Here is a 19,316-nt window from a genome sequence, read left to right as displayed (position 1 = left end):
ATTAATGTTTTTATTTTTAAATATACTTAAATCTCAAATTTAATTCCCTGAGCAAGCGGGAGTTCCGTTCCAAAATTGATGGTATTGGTCTGTCTTCTCATGTAGACTTTCCAGGCATCAGATCCAGACTCTCGTCCACCTCCAGTTTCCTTTTCTCCACCAAAGGCTCCGCCTATTTCTGCTCCGGAAGTACCAATGTTAACGTTGGCAATCCCACAATCTGATCCAAGATGGGAAAGAAAATATTCAGTTTCCTGGATATTATCAGAAAATATGGAAGAAGATAAACCTTGCCGTACATTATTCTGTATTTCAACTGCATTTGCTATCCCTCCTTTATATTTAATTAAATATAATATTGGGGCGAATGTTTCCTCCTGCACTATTTCAAAGTTACTTTCGGCAATCACAATACTTGGCTTTACATATGTACCCGATTCGTAACCAGGTCCTTCTAAAATTTCCCCTCCAATTAAAACTTCTCCTCCTTCTTCTTTGGCTTTTTTTATGCCTGCTGTAAAACTATTTACCGCATCTTTATCAATTAAAGGTCCTACTAAAGTTCCTTCCTCCAATGGATTGCCAATGGAAAGAGACGGATAGATATCCAACAGTCTTTTCTTTACCTGATCGAATACATTTTCATGTACAATTAACCTTCGGGTAGAAGTACATCTTTGCCCTGCCGTTCCCACTGCACCAAAAACAGCGGCTCTTATAGCCATTTCAATATTGGCATTTTCAGTGACAATTATGGCATTGTTTCCCCCAAGTTCCAGTAACGATTTACCCATTCTGGCAGCCACAGTTTCACCTACTTTTTTCCCCATTCGGGTAGAGCCTGTAGCAGAAACCAACGGAATTCTCTTATCTGAAGAAATGGCCGCTCCAATTTTAGCATCACCAATCACTAAATTGAATATCCCTTCTGGCAAATCATTTTCCTTCAATACATCTTTTATAATATTTTGACAGGCAATAGCGGTGAGTGGTGTTTTTTCAGATGGCTTCCAAATGACCACATCACCACAAACGGCTGCTATCATGGCATTCCAGGACCAAACCGCCACAGGAAAATTGAAAGCCGAAATTACACCTACAATTCCCAAAGGGTGATATTGCTCATACATTCTGTGGTTTGGTCTTTCCGAATGCATGGATAATCCGTACAGTTGCCTGGACAGTCCCACTGCAAAATCACAGATATCGATCATTTCCTGTACTTCCCCAAGGCCTTCCTGGTAAATTTTCCCCATTTCATAGGTGACCAGTTTGCCTAAGGAATCTTTATATTTTCGGAGCGCTACACCAATTTGCCTGACAATTTCTCCTCTATAAGGAGCTGGTTTTTTTCTCCAGAAGTCAAATGCTTTTTGCGCTTTTTCAACCACCTGGTTATACTCGGTTTCTTCAATCATTTTGACAGAGGCAATCTTTTGCCCATCAATTGGTGAAAAAACATCCAGTAGTTGTCCTCCGGGGCTTTCGCCAGATTCCTGCCCGGTAATAAAAGATGGATTTGTTTCCCTGATACCCAATTCAGGTAAAACATGGCTAATTGATTGATTATCTGAATTAACAATCATAAGTTAAGTGTAATAAATGTGTTGTATTGGAAATTATGTTATTGAAGTGATTCAAACTTATTTTTTTAGGCTGAAATTGCCATTTTTAGAACCTCTTTTTCTGCTTTCTGAGAACCTTAAATTGTCAATTTTCGCTTACAAAAAGTTAAAATAACTTCATTGATTTTTTCATCCTTTGGGACAAAAGAAATTTCAAAAACGGGAGGGCACTGGTAACGGTTTGTAGGTAGCACCAAAAAATAAATTCACAGATTCAATGGTAAAAAATTGGTAATTTATTGCCCTTAAAAAATGATGTTTAAAAAAACATATTGCAAAAACTACCACCAATTAAACTATGAAATTATCCTGTTTTGAGTTCAATGTCCTTGAACATTACTAAATTAATTAATAATCCTAATATGGTAAAAAAATCCAATTAATAAAAAATAAAAATGGAGTATTTAAAGAATAAAACAGCCCTAAAATTATATAGAAGGCTGTTTTATTCAATTTTTTTAGCTGCTCATTAAAAATGCCTTTATAAATTCATTTATATTGCCATCCAGCACTTCCTGAACATTTGAAGATTCCACTCCGGTCCTTACATCTTTAATTAATTTGTAGGGGTGTAAAACGTAATTCCTGATTTGCGATCCGAAATCAATTCGTTTTTTGTTGCTTTCCACTTTATCACGCTCAGCATTTCTTTTATCAATTTCCATCTGATAAAGCTGTGACTGGAGCATTTTCATCGCTTTTTCCTTATTCTGTAGCTGAGAACGGGATTCCTGACACTCAATTACAATTCCAGTTGGTGCGTGTTTTAATCTTACCGCAGTTTCAACCTTGTTCACATTTTGCCCCCCAGCACCACTGGCTCTGAAAGTATCCCAGGTAATGTGGGCCGGATTGATATCAATCTCAATTGAATCATCAACTTCCGGATAAACAAATACAGAGGCAAAAGAGGTATGTCTTCTTCCTCCCGAATCGAACGGGGAAATCCTTACCAATCTATGGACTCCAATTTCGGATTTTAAATAGCCGTAAGCAAATTCTCCATCAAACTCTAATGTAGCAGATTTTATTCCTGCTACCTCACCGGGTTGGTAGTTTACCTGCTTTACTTTGTATCCATTGGCTTCCCCCCACATAATGTACATTCTCATCAGAATTTCCGACCAGTCCTGGCTTTCTGTTCCTCCTGCACCCGGGTTAATTTCCATTATGGCATTCAGTGGATCTTCCTCATTGCTCAGCATCTTTTTTAATTCAAGAGCTTCAATGGCTTTAATTAGCTTTTTTTCTGCTTCTTCTACTTCCGCTTCATCCACTTCTCCTAGTTCATAGAACTCGAATAAAGTTTCAAGATCATCATAAAGCGTACTGACATTATCAAAACTGGTAATCCAGTTTTTCTTTAATTTTATTTCCTTAAGGGTCTGCTCAGCTTTTTTAGGGTCGTCCCAAAAACCAGGTTGGGCGGTTAAAGCTTCTTCTCTCTGCAGTTCGGCATTCTTTTGATCGTAGTCAAAGATACCCCCTCAAGGCAGAGACTCTTGTCTTCAATTCCTTTAACAGGGATGTATTCATGTTGAAAGATAATTTAGTTGTTTTGATTTGTTTTAATTTATATTTCGCTGCAAACGTCCACAAAGCATCTGTCCGATAATAAAGCCTCACTCCAAAATATTTTCCTGCTTTGTGAGAATTTAAAATTGAACACTTTCGCTTGAAAAATTAAATTTTAAACAAGCGCTTAGGTCCGATATTCCGGGAAACTTAAAATTTAAACAAACTTTTAAAAAATTTCCCCAAAATTAATACAAAAATGCAAACAACTTCAGCGCATGTTTAAGTTTTGTTTTTTGATACGGAAAATGTCAATTTGTTTTTTTCTGGATGCTATAAAATTTTTTACCGGGCTGATATTCCAGGAGTAGCAGCACCGAAATGCCGGACCTTGGAAAATTTTATCGGGAACTAGAGTTCCTGAACCGGGAAGATGCTTTTGTGGCATTTTTTAGCCAAAAGATCTGGGTGTCTCCAATAAAAATTTTGGTATGATCCAACCATTTTCCCAAATTGATGCAACCCTGAATTAGAATTAATGTCTATAGGAGAACAGGAAAAATATAAACTTTACAAATAATGAAAAATAATATTCTAACCGTCATTTTTTTATTGGTTTCTATTTCATTTTTTGCCAATGCCCAAACTAAAGAAACCAGAAATCTTGAAAGTTTCGATGAAGTAGAAATTAGTGGAGCTTTCAAAGTTTACATGAGCCAGGGCAGTAAAGAGGAAATAACCATTGAAACCAAGTCTGCTGATCCCAAACTAATTATCACCGAGGTAATCGGGAATACATTAAAAATTTACCCAAAGGACAAAAGGTGGAATTATGGTAAGTCGGAAGTTTCTCTGTATCTTAATTTCGAGAAGATGGAGAAACTGGCTATTTCGGGAGCTATTGATATCATAGGAAAAACCAAAGTTACCTCCAACAGTTTGGTCATTAGCAGTAGTGGTTCAGGGAATATAAAAATGGATGTGAAAACTATGGAATTAGAGGCTCACCTTTCCGGTTCAAGTGATATGGAATTGTCGGGAAGTACAAAAAGGCAGGAGTTTAATATCTCAGGTTCGGGGGATATTGATGCTTTTGATTTGGAAAGTGTGGATAGCAAAATTGCCATTGCCGGATCAGGAGAGGCTAAAATTAGTGTTTCAGGTAGTCTTTCTGCAAGTATTGCCGGGTCAGGTGATGTAAAATATAAAGGAAATCCTGATTTGAAAAGTGTAAATGTAGCAGGGTCTGGCCACCTTTCAAAAGCCAACTAATTGAAGCAAAAAAATGTAGATAGAGATAAAAAAAGCTTGCAGAAATTAATCTGCAAGCTTTTTTCTTTACAAAAAATTTTATGAATTATTGAGATCTGGTTCAGTAAGGTTTATTGCCTCCACACCTTTAATCTCCGGAACGGCATTTAAAATTGTCTGCTCTACACCGGCTTTTAAGGTCATTGTTGACATGGGACAACTGCCACAAGCCCCCAACAATTCTATTTTCACAATATTATCATCTGTAATTTCCAGAACTTTCAAGTCTCCACCATCAGTTTCCAAATAAGGTCTGATATTTTTTAAGGCTTCATCAACTTTCTCCCTTAAACTACCCAATACGTTTTCCATATACTTTTTTATGCATGCTCAAATCCTTTCAATAATAAGAGGGATATAAGGCAAATATGTTTAATTAGATAACAATTCTAATGAATCTTTGGTTTAATATCACTATTGAACCTCCACTACTTTGGTAGGTTCCAATCCTGCATTCCTTAAAGCAATAGTTCTGGCCATTTCCTGGGCTATTTTGTTGAATGCGGCAGAAGCCACATCATCCTGCATAGCAATTGGACTTCCCTTATCGCCACTTTCCCGAATGCTTTGTACCAATGGAATTTCCCCTAAAAATGGCACTTCATATCTATCAGCCAAAACTTTCCCACCATCTTTACCAAAAATATAATATTTATTTTCGGGAAGTTCTGCAGGGGTAAAGTAAGACATGTTTTCAATTATTCCTAATACCGGCACGTTTATTTGAGCATTTCTGAACATTGAAACCCCTTTTTGCGCATCCTCTAAGGCTACTTTCTGTGGAGTTGTAACAATCACAGCCCCGGTAACCGGAACGGTTTGTACAAGAGTGAGATGAATATCACTGGTTCCCGGAGGAAGATCTATTAATAAATAATCTAAATCGCCCCAGTCCGCATCGGATAAAAATTGCCTTAAAGCAGAACTTGCCATTGGGCCTCTCCAAACTACAGCCTCTTTAGATGGAGTCAGATAGCCAATAGAAAGCAATTTTACTCCATATTGCTCAATAGGAATGATCATGTTTTTCCCATTTTGCTGTACCAGGCCTGGTTTGGCACTTTCCGTATCAAACATTACCGGAATTGACGGACCAAAAATATCTGCATCAATAATCCCTACTTTAGCTCCGGTTTTTGAAAGGGCAATAGCTAAATTCGAAGTAACAGTTGATTTTCCTACTCCTCCTTTTCCGGAAGCTACAGCTATGATGTTTTTGACATTAGGTAAAATGGGCGTGTTATCTCTCAATGAAGTCACATCCGAAGTAAGATTTACCATTACCAGTAAATCCTCAGAAAGTTCATTGTGAATAGCATCTATACACCTTTGTTTGATTAATTCTTTAAGTGGACATGCTGGTGTGGTAAGCACTACCGTAAACTTTACTACTTTTCCCTCAATTGCCACATCTCTTACCATATTAAGTGTAACCAAATCTTTTTTCAAATCTGGTTCCTCTACAGTGGATAAGGCTTTTAATACTTCCTTGCTTGTAATACTCATTATTTTTAGTTAAATCACGGAGATACAAAGATATAAATTATTCGCTATTAAATACCCACCGCGATGCAGTATGTATTTATAAGTTTCAGGTTCTCATACCATTGGTATTAACTTATAAATCCAATTATAAATTCATTGTTTGATTTTTTTTAAAATGTTTATTTATTATGGAATTTTGAGGATTAATGAGAAGTTAAAATTCCTCACCATTAATTAATTTTTAAATCTCCTTTCAGGCAATTTTGGCGAATGAGAATTAGTGATGACACCATAAGACAAATTCATGATGCCACCGATATCGTTGAGGTGGTAGAGGAGTTTGTATCATTAAAGAAAAAAGGACAAAACTGGTGGGCACTTTCTCCTTTTGTGGATGAAAAAACGCCCTCCTTTACTGTTTCACCTTCCAAAGGAATTTATAAATGTTTTAGTACTGGCAAAGGGGGAGATGCCATTTCGTTTGTGATGGAAATGGAAGGTATTGGTTATATTGAAGCCTTAAAATATCTGGCCAAAAAATACGGGATTGAAATAGAGGAGGAAGAATTAACCCCGGCTCAGCAGGAAACCCAGAGCTTTAAAGAAAGCCTATTAATTGCACTTAACCATGCCAAAAATTTCTATCAGGATAATCTAAAAGTAGGAGAAGGGAAGGCTGTCGGAGCCAGTTATTTTAAAGAAAGAGGCTTTGACTGGGAAATAATAGAAAAATTTGAGCTGGGTTTTGCACTTAATAAATGGAATGCTTTTGAAGAAAATGCTTTAAAAAACGGGTTTAAATCGGAGATTCTTGAAAAAGCAGGGCTGGTTATAAAGAAGGAAGAGGGAAAATCCTATGACAGGTTTAGAGGAAGAGTGATTTTCCCTATTCACAATGTGAGTGGAAGGGCAATAGGATTTGGTGCCCGGACACTTAAGAAAGATGAAAAACCCAAGTATATTAATTCCCCGGAATCTGAGGTATATCACAAAAGTCAGATTTTGTATGGGATGTTTCAGGCCAAAAAATCTGTTCGTGAGAAGGAAAATTGTTATCTGGTAGAAGGGTATACCGATGTAATTTCCCTGCATCAGGAGGGTATAGAAAATGTGGTGGCTTCCTCCGGAACTTCCCTTACAGAAGAACAAATCGCGCTAATTGGCCGGTTTACAAAAAATATCACCATTTTGTATGATGGGGATACTGCTGGCATAAATGCCTCCATGCGTGGTGTAAACCTGATTTTGGAAAAAGGGCTTGATGTAAAAATAGTTACTTTTCCCGATGGTGAAGACCCTGATAGCTATGTGAAGAAAATAGGAGGGGAGGCATTTAAGGCGTTTCTGGAGAAAAATCAGAAAGATTTTATACTATTTAAAACAGCCCTGGGACTGGATGAGGCTAAAAATGATCCATTAAAGAGGGCTGAGGTAATCAGGGATATTGTAGAGACCATCATCAAAATACCGGATAGCATAAAGCAATCTGTTTTCTTTAAGGAATGCAGTAATTTGCTTGAAATTGATGAGGAGGTTTTAATAGAAGAGGGAAATTCCATTTTATTAAGAGCACAAAAGAAAAAATACAACCAGCAAAGACATGATGGTGGCGGAAAAAGTATGCCTCCTTCAGTTGAGGCTTTAATTCCTGAAGAAAAAAAGAAAGAAAGTGTTGATCCTGTAATGGCATTTCAGGAAAGGGAGTGTATAAGAATTCTGTTGGAATATGGCAAAGAAAAGGATGAAGATGAAAACAGGCTTAGCGATTTTATGATTTCTGAAATTGATCAGATTTCTTTTTCTACTCCGGTATATCGCAAAATACTTGAGGTTTATAAACTTGAAACAGGCAAAGGTAACTTCGTAGATGCCAGGTTTTTTATCCATCATCCCGATGCTGATATAAAAAGTGAAGTGGTGAATTTGATTTCAGAGAAAGGCACTATAAGTGAAACCTGGGAAAAGAAATTTAAAATAATAGTCCCAGAAAAGGATGCGAAATTGCACAAGGTAGTGTACAGCAATATTTTAAGGCTTAAATACAGAACAATTAAGAAGCTATGTGCAGAAAGTATGGAGTTGTTAAAAAATTCTACGACTGAGGATGAAGTTATTGAAAATCAAAAAATCTATTTTGAACTAAAGCAACAGGAAAACGAATTGGCTAAAGAATTAGGAATAACCTATTCTTAAGCAGGGGAATGTTTTTCTGGAAAATTAAATTCTAAGTGAAAAAAGTCGGAAGGCTAAAAACATAAACTAATGAATGGTCAGATAAGGCAAAGGTTGAAGAGACTTTTCTTTGCTTTTATTCTTCTTATTTTCAGCTTGTTTGTGGGGATAACCGGGCTAATGGTTTTTGAAGGGCTTTTCTTTTGGGATGCCTTTTACCTTAGTGTCATTATTATCTCCACAGTAGGGATGAATGAAGTGGGAGCATTGAGTGACAATGGAAGAATCTTTATTTCATTTTACATTATTTTCAATTTAAGTATATTCGCCTACTTTATTTCGGTAATCACGAAATATGTATTTGAAGGAGAACTAAGAGAAATTTTTCAGACTTATATGGTAACCAGGGTAGGTGATAAAATGAAAAACCACACCATAGTTTGTGGGTATGGGAAAAATGGTATAAAAGCCTGTGAAGAGCTGTTCCGAAGCAGAGTCCCTTTTGCACTAATCGAGTTTGATTACGACTTGATAGATGATACCTATGCAGATGAAAAAAATGTTTACCTGGTTCAGGGAGATGCTACCCATGATGAAGTATTGATAGCTGCAGGTATATTAAAAGCAGATACTATTATTACCACATTACCAAAAGATGCTGATAATGTGTTTGTTACGCTTACCGCAAAGGAGCTCAATCCGGGAATTAAAATAATCTCCCGAGCTTCAGAGGAAAGCTCCATCCGAAAATTACAAAGGGCGGGAGCAGATCATGTGGTAATGCCAGATGCCATTGGTGGACATCATATGGCCACACTAGTTACCCGGCCCGAGGTAATTGAATTTCTGGATTTACTCAATGGTGTTGGGGGAACAAAACTACAGCTGGATAAATTGAGGTTTGAAGACATGAAGGAAGATTTGAAGGGGAAAAGTATTCGGCAAATGAATCTGCGGGATTTAACGGGCGTAAATATCATCGGGTATAAGGATAAAACGGAGGGATTTATTTTTAATCCGAATCCTGATACAGTTTTTAAGGCTGGAGATGTTGCGATTGTGTTGGGTGGAGAAAATGACCTGACAAAATTCAAAGATTACTGCTACAGGTAAATGTAATGCACTAAAGCATAAAGAAAAACTGAAATCTTATAGCGGGAAATACCGCAGGGTAATTATTGGAAACATTATCCTTACTTGGCGAATTGATGGTTTTGTTTTGGTGAAGTTTAAAATTCAGTCCTGCATCCAGGTTTATTCCAAATGGACCTTCACTAAAAAATACTTTTCCAATAGAGGGAGTGAGGTAAAAGACTGTGGAGGATGCTTCTTTATTAAAATCCCTTAAATAAGTAATTTTTTGGGTAAAATAATAAGGCGGCAAAGTGGATTTTTCAGTGAGCTTACCAAAATGATATTCATGCTCCAGGGTAACAGCGTAAGTATTTCGGGTTTTACTGGTGGCGATCAGACTACCATAACTCATCCCGATTTTGCTGAGATTTGTAAATTGATATTTCATGCCAAGATGAAGCAGGTCAGGAAAACCCAAGCCAAGATCAACTTCAAAATTCTTTCCATTCTGATGACCCTGTCCATACACAATACCAGATGTACCAAGTATTAACAGGGTGAATATTAAGAATAAATTGTACTTAAACTTGCTTTTCATGGGTTTCAAGAATTCATTTGAAGTAATGGAGAAATTCCCAACTTTCAATATTTTATTTAAGTTAGCAGGATTCTTTTGTAAATACAACCCCTTAATTCAAATTCTTATTAAATGAATATTTTGTATTCATTTAATCTAATTGGAACAAAATAAGGAAGAAATAGTTTTAAAAGCCTTTTAGTGCTTTACATATTTGGCTGCAATGCTAAAGAATAGGCTCTCTGGGTTAGAGAGTTTCCTTCAATTTGAAATTTCCTGATTGTAACTTTTTGCGTTGACCCAAAAATACAGATAGAGAAAAGGAAAATTTAAACAAACTTTATTTTGGATTGAAGATATAAGAATTCAAAAAAAAGTTTTTGATGAATTTTATTCTGCAAGGCATTGTATGATACCATCAGCAAAATTGCTGGCCATTTTATCGGAGGTATACACAGACTTTGACTCCAAACAACCATTTACGAGCTTCTCATATTTGGTGTCATCGGTTAAAATTTCAACAACAGCCTCCACGTATTCACCCACAGAATTACCACTTACCACTCCATTAACTCCATTTTCAAGGTATTCAATTTCAGGACTGTGATAAGGATAATCTGTTGTTGCCATAGGGGTTTGTAAGGCAAAAGAATCAATCACAGCAAGTCCCACTAAGCCCGGCATTAGGAATAATTTTGACAATTTAAAGTAAAGCACTTTTTCCCTACCAAATTTTGGCCCCAGGTATTTCAACCAGGATCTTTCCTGAGCGGCTTTTTCAATGAGGTGAGCATCTGTCCCGGCACCAATAACCAGCATCACAAAGTCGGGAATCCGTTCTTTTATTTGATCAATAGCCTCAATTAGAAATGGAATTCTCTTTTCTTCATAAATTCCTCCACAGTAAATACCCACATTTTCAGAGGTAATTTCTAATTTTTCTTTGAGTTCATTTATTTCCTCATTTTCAATACTTTCAAAATCTTTTATTAAAGACTGGGTATTGATGGCATTCTGAACGGCAGTAATTTTTTGAGAAGGAAACCCCATCTCAGATAGGTATTTTTTTACCCCTTTAGTATAGGCAAACCACCAGTCACACCGATTGATGAAAATGTTTTTAAATTTATTTCTAAAACCGTCCTGATTGGCTTGCATGTTCCTTCCATGGCCCCAATAGGCAAACTTTTGTTTGCTAAACAATCTTTTGGAAATAAGCAAATAATTTAGAACCAGCTTATTTGCCTGTTCCACTATCACCAAATCCTGGTCTTCAATATGCGGTAGACACGGCTGCCATATTAATTCCTTATTTTGAAATTCAAAGGTTTTGTTGGAGATTAAAATTGCCCAATCCAGATCTACCTCATCTTTTTTTATATCGTTTTTTGGCTTTCCATAAATCAATTTAAGTTCAACCTCATTTTTCTTTAATTCTTCCCTCAATTTATTTAAAAAATCAATTCTATAATGAGGTAATGACTTTTGGATAATTGCGACCTTTTTCATTTCAATTAAAAGACAAACTTCTCTGTAATCTCAGTTTGAGCCAGGAAGATAGATATACACTTCCTTATTATGCAAAACTTATTTAGTAGCTAACCCTTTGCTGGTTTTGGATTGCATGCAAAGATGCCAAAATTCCGTGATTTAAGCACAAAAATTAAGGTAAATGGCAGCTTATAGCTTAGTATCAAGAATTTTTTTCAATTCCGGTAGATCAACCGTGACGTGAACTTTCTGTGCATCATTTCCATTATCAGCAAACGCACTGGATTTACAGATCATATAGGTGTAATCCAGGTCTGCTTTTGTAGCCAAATCCACATAAGTAGTTAATACAAATACATCGGGATAAAGCTCGATAAACTTTGTTCCTTTTTCGCAAAACATCACGTTTGTCAAACCTGCACCATGAACTGAAAGAACTGTTTTCGCCTTGGCAAAAAGGCTTATTTTTTCTTTAAAATTAAGCTTGCTTAGTTCGAATGATTTAAACCCATACTCTTTAAGCATTTCTACCAATTCCGGCTCGTTCAATACATTTCGTATTCCAGAATCTGCTCTGCTTATGTAAACATTAGGTGCATCAAAGTCTGTCAGATTTCCTGGTTTTAGAAAGTTCTCTTTATAAAATTCACCTACCCATTCCGGAATAATGACATATTTATGTCTTGGAGCGGTTGAGGCAATTAATTTTTTTGCCTTTATGTGAGGAGAAATTTTATCAGCTTCAATGATTTTGTCTTTTGTAATACCCAATTCTTTTAATGCATCTTCCTGGAAGTCATATCTTATACTTGGGACAAGGAAATAATCCACTTCATCAAACTTTCCACTTTTTTGCAATAAATGTATTCTGGATAAGGAATCGATTAGCCAGTGGGCATAATTTTTACCACCACCCCCACCTGTAAGCAGAGAAAAAACAGTCCCGTCAAATTCTTCAGGATCATTAAAATACTTTTGCTGAAAAATATTGTTTTCTTCAGCCTCTACCACATCTCCATTTTTATAACTAAAGGACATATCACCCACTAGTTTATTGGATTGGGAAATAATGGCAACAGTAGCGACATTTCCAAAAAACACCCGGCCATTAGGAATTTCTGCAACATAATAATCAATGTCTACCGATTTGTAATCAGGTTTATCATAATCGGATAATAAATCGAATAAATCATCCGTGATTTTCAGGGGATTATGATAATTTGAATAAACCTGGGTGTATTGCACATCGGTATCTGAAACAGCATCAGGATGAACCCCATTTGGTTGGTATTGAATATTGTGGGGAATGGCTCGCTCAGCCATCAATTTTAGTCGATTGGTAATTTTCTTTTTTAGCTGTTTCATCTGTTAAATTCCTTAAGATAGTTATTAGGTTATTTGAGACTATTATATTGAAATATGCCCTTTTCTTTCAGCTGAGTTGGTTGATTTTTTTCTGGCTTTTCGGTAAGAATTTATATTTTAAGAAAAGTAAAATAAAAAAGGAATTGGTGACCAGATACCTTTTCCAAAGCCTTTTTGGCTCCAGATAAAACCGATACATCCATTCAATCGATAGATTTCTTGCCCATTTTGGAAGTCTTTGTTCCAATCCTGCATAAGTAAGAAAGGCCTGGCCGACTCCCAACATACAAGCATTAACTTTTCCCATATGTTCAGCCATCCATTTTTCTTGCTTAGGGCATCCCAAAGCCACAAATAGCAAATCTGGCTCGGAATCATTTATCATTTTAATAATATCTTCCTTTTCTTCCTGACTTAAGTTTCTAAAAGGTGGGGAGTATGTTCCGGCTATTTTAAGGTTGGGGACATGAGTTTCCGCCTTTTTCCTGATCGTATCCAATACTTCATCGGTTGTACCAAAAAAATAAACTGACTTACCTCTTTTTTCAGCCTCTTCCAACAGGGCAGGGACAAGGTCCATTCCACAAACTCTTTGCTGATTTTTCTTATGGAAAACCTTAATCATTTTAGAGATTGGGCCTCCATCTGGAGCTACCAAATCTGCATTGTTTAAAACCGTATTAAAATCAGGATCCTTATACGATTCCACCACCATATGTGCGTTGGCGAAACAAACATAGGAGGAAAATTTGTTGGCAGAAAGCTCAAATATTCTATTTACAAATTCTGAGAAACTACCTGTTGATATTAATGAGTTGAAGACTAATTTTTTTTCCATTGGTAAGGGATTGCCTTAGAAGGAATATTGAAGTTTAATTTAGTTGACTTAAAAATAGAATTCTTTCTAAAAATAGAATAAGGGTAATTGTATAAAATGAATCAAAAAAATGCTGATTATTGAATGTAAAAATAGCTTTCACCTTAGCTTCTCAAGAGTTAATTGCTTATCCTATTAGATAAATAAAAAGGGGATCTCAATATTAGACATAATAAGATCCCCGTTTTGATAGGCTTTTTAAGCAGGAGAATATAAAATTTCCTCCCAGTTTACACCTTCATAAACACTTTTTACACCATCTTCAAGTGATATTTTATGTTTCCATCCTACTCCATGGAGTTTGCTTACATCCATAAGTTTTCTTGGGGTTCCATCTGGTTTAGAAGAATCAAAAGTTAATTCACCATCAAAACCTACAGTATCCTTTATTAAAAGAGCAAGGTCTTTAATGGAAATATCTTCTCCGGTTCCAACATTTACCAATTCGCTTTCATTGTAGTTCAAGAGTAAATAAAAACATGCATCAGCAAGATCATCTACATGAAGAAATTCCCTTTTTGGTGAACCTGATCCCCAAATTTCCACTGAATCAGCATTATTAATTTTGGCTGTATGGAATTTTCGAAGTAATGCAGGAAGCACGTGCGAATTGGCTAAATCGTAATTATCGTTCGGCCCATACAAATTTGTTGGCATAGCCGAAATAAAATTACAACCATATTGGCTCCTATAAGCTTCACACATTTTTATGCCAGAAATTTTGGCAATAGCATAAGGCTCATTAGTAGGTTCCAATGTACCGGTCAACAGATATTCTTCCTTTAGTGGCTGAGGTGCCATTTTCGGATAAATGCATGAAGAACCAAGGAAAAGTAATTTCTTAACACCATTCAAATAACTCTGATGAATGATATTGTTTTGAATCATCAGGTTATCGTAAAGGAATTCTGCCCTGTAAATATTGTTGGCATTAATGCCTCCAACTTTTGCTGCAGCAAGTATTACATAGTCTGGTTTTTCAGCTTGAAAGAAGTCTGCAACGGCTTGCTGGTTTCTCAAGTCAAGTTCTGCAGATTTTCGGTAAACAAGGTTATTGTAACCTTCTTTTTGTAATTTTCTAAGTAAAGCAGAACCGACCATTCCTCTATGGCCGGCTATATAAATTTTTGCGTTTTTATCCATTATTCGTGATAATTCAAGATTTTGTGTCCTCCTTTTTTCAGGTATTTGTCTCTGTTAAATAATTCAACATCAGACCAAATCATATCCTTTACAAGCGCAGCTAAATCGTATTTTGGTTCCCAATTTAATTTTTCTTTCATTTTGGCAGGATCACCAATCAATAATTCTACTTCTGTAGGTCGGAAATATCTTGGGTCAATTGAAATAACCTCTTTGCCAACTTCCACTTTATAATCCGGGTTGGTACATTTCACCACTTTGGCTACTTCATCTACACCTTCACCTGAAAACTCTAACTCAATTCCCACTTCGGCAAAGGCCATTTTTACAAAATCTCTAATTGAAGTGGTAGTTCCTGTAGCAATAACAAAATCTTCCGGTTCATCCTGCTGAAGAATTCTCCACATAGCTTCTACGTAGTCTTTGGCATGTCCCCAATCCCTTCTTGCATCCAGATTTCCTAAGAATATTTTTTCTTGTAATCCTAATGCGATTCTGGCTACACCTCTGGTAATTTTTCTGGTTACGAAAGTTTCGCCTCTTAGGGGTGATTCGTGGTTAAATAAAATACCATTTACTGCAAACATATCATAAGCTTCTCTATAGTTTACAGTAATCCAATACCCATACATTTTTGCCACTGCATATGGTGATCTTGGATAAAATGGAGTCTTCTCTGACTGAGGAACTTCCTGAACCAAACCATAAAGCTCTGAAGTAGAAGCCTGATAAATTTTAGTTTTTTCTGAAAGGCCCAAAATCCTAACAGCTTCCAGTATTCTTAGCGTTCCTAGGCCGTCTACATTAGCAGTATATTCCGGGCTGTCAAAACTAACTCTTACATGGGACATTGCACCAAGATTGTAAATTTCGTCTGGTTGCACTTCCTGAATGATTCTGATAATATTGGTAGAATCAGAAAGGTCACCATAGTGCAAATGAACTCTGACCCCAGTTTCATGTGGATCTTGATACAAGTGGTCAATCCTTTCAGTATTAAACAAAGAACTTCTTCTTTTAATACCATGTACCTCATAACCTTTATTCAAAAGGAACTCAGTTAAATATGCTCCGTCCTGGCCAGTTATCCCTGTAATAAGTGCTTTTTTCTTCATCAAATTGGATATTAAGTGTTATGTTATATTTCTATAAATATTTAATAAAAACCATACATAAATGCAGGCTATTAACATTCAAAAACAATGTTTACTTAAAATAAGGCAGGAACCAACCATGTAATATTTTGAAAATAAATAATACAGTCCCTTCATTTTAAGTCTTGAAAAATTTCCTATCTAAATTTACGAATCAAATTTGGAATAAAATAAAAAATAAGTCCCGATTTGGGAAATTAGTAGGCGTTCTCTTCCCCTTTTATAATATTAAATACGGTAAGGAAAATGATTTTAATATCAAGGAAAAGGCTCCAGTTTTCAATATACTTCACATCATACTCTACTCTTTTTTCCATCGCCTCAATCTCCTTGGTTTCTCCCCTGTATCCATTAACCTGAGCATATCCTGTAATTCCAGGGGTTACAAAATGCCTTACAGTGTATTTATCAATTAACTTCGAATAAGTTTTCAATTGATTTACCATATTTGGTCTCGGTCCTACTACAGACATATCTCCCAGTAATACATTAAAAAATTGGGGAAGTTCATCCAAACTCGTTTTCCTTAAAAAACCTCCGGTCTTAGTAATTCTTGAATCATTTTTGGTTGCCTGAACATGTCCGGAAGTATTTACTTTCATAGTCCGGAATTTATAACACACGAAAAGTCTGTTCTTTTTGCCCGGCCTGAGTTGTTTGAAAAATATTGGTCCCCTTGATTCCAGCTTTATGGCAATCGCAATAATAGGAAGAATGAATGGGAAGATACAACTGATTACGAAAAATGAGAATGCAATATCAAATGCCCTTTTAACAATTTTATTAAAAGTATATCCTAAAGGATCCTTTCTTAGGGTCATAACAGGAATATTTCCGTAAAATTTAAAATTAAGCTCCTTATGGCCCATCAGGCTCATTTCAGGAGCCATTTTAAAATAAATGCATTGCTCATCAGCAAATTTTAACAAATCGTTAATTAATATTTTATCTGTAAGTGGAAGTGTAAAATATATTTCATCAATTTGTTCCTCAATACAAAAGTCTTTTAGTTTATTCAGATCTCCTTTAATTAGCGATTTATCTAATCCTTCAGTATCTGGGTTATTGTCGAAAAAACCCATGAATTTGTAGCCAAAGTACTTATAAGTATTAAAGTAGTTGTACAGCGCTTTTCCTGATTCCTCAGCACCTACTATTACTACCTTATTTGATTTCAGGCCCAGGTTTCCATATTTCTTAATGATGTAAACAAATAGAAATCTAAAGGACAAAGTGAATATAGTAAGAAACAAATAAGTGAAGGATAAAAATAACCTTGAATAGTCCCATACCTGAAAACTAACAATGTAGGCAAGAATCAGGAAGGCATGAACAAATATGGTTTTTACAAGACTAAAAACCACCTGCTTTGGGTCTGCAAATTTTTCTATGGTATCGACCTTATTCAATAGGGCGGATACTAACCATGAAAGATTAAATACTACAAGTAATGTGAAGTAATAATCACTAATTACCAGATAATGACTGATTTGCTTAAAGTAAGCCAACCTGAAAGAGAAGTTCAGTAGCACTAAATCGATAATGCCAATAATGAAAAAAGGCAGATTTACTGATTGGAATTTTCTTTCCATGGTCAATAATTTAGGAATTTAGTTAATTAAAATAGTTAAAATAAAATTTATTGAAGATCTAACTTTTGCCGCTTGATTGCAATTTAGTATTGCATATGTAAGATTAGATTGTAAAATTAGATACAATTACGGTCAAATTCAATTTTTAAAAATCAATATAGGTTAATATAAACTTAACAAAAGTTAATAGCCATCAAAAAATACTATTATTGAAAAATGAATATTCCATAACTGCTGAAAAGAAAAATCACATGTTAGTGGTACTGGAGTATAAAGAATTTGATAATTCTAAAAAACTGTATAATTGATATAAAATATAGTTTTTTGTTTTGAGTATATTGTTTTTTTTGTAATAAAGTACTGAAAGGTGGTTGGGCTGGTTTGAAGAAGGTGGTTCTATAACCTGGTTTTTATACTTAAAAAAATACAAAGTTTTATATTGCTAATATATCGCAAAATTCTTGCTAAAATGTAAAATTCCTATTAGGTATTTAATTTTATTTGATTGACACTTTTCCAGGTAACAAATAGGTAATATTTAGCCTAGTTAAGTTACTTAATTTTTTAAAAATTTAAAAATCAATTTTTTATTTCCAACTTTGTGGCTTGTAGCAGAAAACGATTAAGATGCGATATTATAGTACAAATTTAAAATCTCCGGAAGTTGGCCTTAAAGAGGCAGTGCTAAAAGGATTAGCTCCTGATAATGGTCTTTATATGCCCGATTATATATCAGGTTTGTCTACTGAATTTTTTAGGAAATTGCCAGAATTATCACTTCCTGAAATAGGTTTTGAGGTCACCAAATTATTATTTGAGGATGAAATTGACCTTAAAACATTAAAAGAAATTAATGAGGATGCCCTAAGCTTTGAAATTCCATTAGTTTCTTTAAGCGAAAATATTAAAACACTTGAATTATTTCATGGGCCAACTTGTGCTTTTAAGGATGTCGGTGGGCGATTTATTGCCCGTTTGATGGCGCATTTAACCAGAGGAGAAGATAATGAAATTAATGTGCTTACTGCTACTTCAGGAGATACAGGAAGTGCGGTGGCAAGTGGATTTTATAATGTAGAAGGAATTAATGTTTTCATTTTGTTCCCAAAGGGAAAAGTAAGCCATATACAGGAACAGCAACTTACTACTTATGGCGGGAATATTACCGCAATAGAAATAGACGGGACTTTTGATGATTGCCAAAAACTTGTGAAAACGGCATTTCTGGATAAAGAACTTAATGAAAAGCTCACACTGACCTCGGCTAATTCGATAAACCTTGCCCGGTTTTTACCTCAGTCTTTTTATTATTTTTCCGGGTATGGACAGTTAGGACAAAATCCCGGAGAAGTAGTAATGGCTGTGCCCAGTGGGAATTTTGGAAACTTAACTGCTGGTTTGATTGCCAAGAAAATGGGCTTACCAATAAAAAGGTTTATTGCAGCCACAAATGTGAATGATGTGGTTCCGGAGTATTTGAATGATGGAGAATTTAATCCAAGGCCGTCCATTAAAACTATCGCCAATGCCATGGACGTGGGGAATCCAAGTAATTTTGCCCGTATGCTGGATTTATTCGAAAATTCCCACGAAAAAATGTCTGCTGAGATTCAGGGATATCGGTTGAATGACGAAGGGATCAGATCCTACATGAAAGAAATTTATGAGCAATACCATTATGTGGCTGATCCTCATGGGGCAGTTGGCTATGGAGCCTTGAAGGAGTTGCTTAAGGAAAATGAAACAGGCATATTTTTCGAAACCGCACATCCGGCAAAGTTTAAGGATGTAGTGGATGATACATTGAAAATTGATTCGGAGATTCCCGAAAGGTTAAAAGTATTTTTGAATAAGGAGAAAAAAGCACATAACCTTGGAATAGATTTTAATGAGTTTAAATCCTTTTTGATTGGTTAAGGATGCTGATACAAATGC

15 protein-coding genes are annotated in these 19,316 nt (G+C 35.6%); 4 read left to right on the top strand and 11 right to left on the bottom strand.

Annotated elements, in window-relative coordinates; translation table 11 throughout:
* Positions 1-26: 26 nt before the first annotated feature.
* Both amaB and prfB read right to left on the bottom strand, forming a co-directional pair.
* Positions 27-1,586, bottom strand: coding sequence for an L-piperidine-6-carboxylate dehydrogenase (amaB, locus tag A3EM_RS0131700; protein ID WP_020532289.1), 1,560 nt, complete (start codon positions 1,584-1,586; stop codon positions 27-29).
* A gap of 497 nt (positions 1,587-2,083) precedes the next feature.
* A protein-coding gene (prfB, locus tag A3EM_RS0131695; RefSeq protein WP_157638189.1) for a peptide chain release factor 2 occupies positions 2,084-3,161 on the bottom strand; the annotation gives its coding sequence in 2 pieces (ribosomal slippage) (positions 2,084-3,100 and positions 3,102-3,161; 1,077 coding nt in all).
* Positions 3,162-3,719: 558 nt separating this feature from the next.
* Between prfB and A3EM_RS0131685 the strand changes: the two genes are divergently transcribed.
* On the top strand, positions 3,720-4,412 hold the full coding sequence (locus A3EM_RS0131685) for a head GIN domain-containing protein (RefSeq protein ID WP_020532286.1): 693 nt from the start codon (positions 3,720-3,722) through the stop codon (positions 4,410-4,412).
* 78 nt (positions 4,413-4,490) lie between these two features.
* On the opposite strand, the gene A3EM_RS0131680 is transcribed toward A3EM_RS0131685, so the two are convergent.
* Complete coding sequence (locus tag A3EM_RS0131680) at positions 4,491-4,763, bottom strand: NifU family protein (RefSeq protein WP_020532285.1); 273 nt, start codon at positions 4,761-4,763, stop codon at positions 4,491-4,493.
* A 102-nt stretch (positions 4,764-4,865) separates the two neighbouring features.
* Entirely contained in the window at positions 4,866-5,957 is a 1,092-nt protein-coding gene (locus A3EM_RS0131675; protein ID WP_020532284.1) for an Mrp/NBP35 family ATP-binding protein, read from the bottom strand.
* Between the two features lie 249 nt (positions 5,958-6,206).
* Here A3EM_RS0131675 and dnaG point away from each other — a divergent pair, with 249 nt between their 5' ends.
* Both dnaG and A3EM_RS0131665 read left to right on the top strand, forming a co-directional pair.
* Positions 6,207-8,129, top strand: a complete 1,923-nt coding sequence (gene dnaG / locus A3EM_RS0131670) for a DNA primase (RefSeq protein WP_020532283.1) — start codon at positions 6,207-6,209, stop codon at positions 8,127-8,129.
* Positions 8,130-8,198: 69 nt separating this feature from the next.
* Complete coding sequence (locus A3EM_RS0131665) at positions 8,199-9,221, top strand: potassium channel family protein (RefSeq protein WP_083925337.1); 1,023 nt, start codon at positions 8,199-8,201, stop codon at positions 9,219-9,221.
* Between the two features lie 10 nt (positions 9,222-9,231).
* Here the strand turns inward: A3EM_RS0131665 and A3EM_RS0131660 are convergent, their stop codons facing one another.
* The 7 genes from A3EM_RS0131660 to A3EM_RS0131630 all read right to left on the bottom strand — a co-directional run bounded on the left by A3EM_RS0131660 (position 9,232) and on the right by A3EM_RS0131630 (position 17,381).
* Positions 9,232-9,780: a hypothetical protein gene (locus A3EM_RS0131660; RefSeq protein ID WP_157638188.1), complete on the bottom strand. Its 549-nt coding sequence runs from the start codon at positions 9,778-9,780 to the stop codon at positions 9,232-9,234.
* Positions 9,781-10,149: 369 nt separating this feature from the next.
* Positions 10,150-11,268, bottom strand: a complete 1,119-nt coding sequence (locus A3EM_RS0131655; protein ID WP_020532280.1) for a glycosyltransferase family 4 protein — start codon at positions 11,266-11,268, stop codon at positions 10,150-10,152.
* 171 nt (positions 11,269-11,439) lie between these two features.
* Complete coding sequence (locus A3EM_RS46465; protein WP_020532279.1) at positions 11,440-12,615, bottom strand: glycosyltransferase family 61 protein; 1,176 nt, start codon at positions 12,613-12,615, stop codon at positions 11,440-11,442.
* Positions 12,616-12,682: 67 nt separating this feature from the next.
* Positions 12,683-13,453: a WecB/TagA/CpsF family glycosyltransferase gene (locus A3EM_RS44205; protein WP_020532278.1), complete on the bottom strand. Its 771-nt coding sequence runs from the start codon at positions 13,451-13,453 to the stop codon at positions 12,683-12,685.
* Between the two features lie 237 nt (positions 13,454-13,690).
* Entirely contained in the window at positions 13,691-14,635 is a 945-nt protein-coding gene (fcl, locus tag A3EM_RS0131640) for a GDP-L-fucose synthase (RefSeq protein WP_020532277.1), read from the bottom strand.
* A complete protein-coding gene (gene gmd, locus A3EM_RS0131635; protein ID WP_020532276.1) occupies positions 14,635-15,750 on the bottom strand; it encodes a GDP-mannose 4,6-dehydratase in 1,116 nt (371 codons plus the stop codon). Before gmd ends, fcl begins: the two co-directional genes overlap by 1 nt.
* A gap of 236 nt (positions 15,751-15,986) precedes the next feature.
* Complete coding sequence (locus A3EM_RS0131630; RefSeq protein WP_020532275.1) at positions 15,987-17,381, bottom strand: undecaprenyl-phosphate glucose phosphotransferase; 1,395 nt, start codon at positions 17,379-17,381, stop codon at positions 15,987-15,989.
* Positions 17,382-18,008: 627 nt separating this feature from the next.
* Here A3EM_RS0131630 and thrC point away from each other — a divergent pair.
* On the top strand, positions 18,009-19,298 hold the full coding sequence (gene thrC, locus A3EM_RS0131620; protein WP_020532273.1) for a threonine synthase: 1,290 nt from the start codon (positions 18,009-18,011) through the stop codon (positions 19,296-19,298).
* Positions 19,299-19,316: the final 18 nt, after the last annotated feature.

Source organism: Flexithrix dorotheae DSM 6795, assembly GCF_000379765.1.
GTDB lineage: Bacteria > Bacteroidota > Bacteroidia > Cytophagales > Flammeovirgaceae > Flexithrix > Flexithrix dorotheae.
Note: the sequence above shows the minus strand (reverse complement) of the source record. Positions and strands in the feature narration are given on the sequence as shown.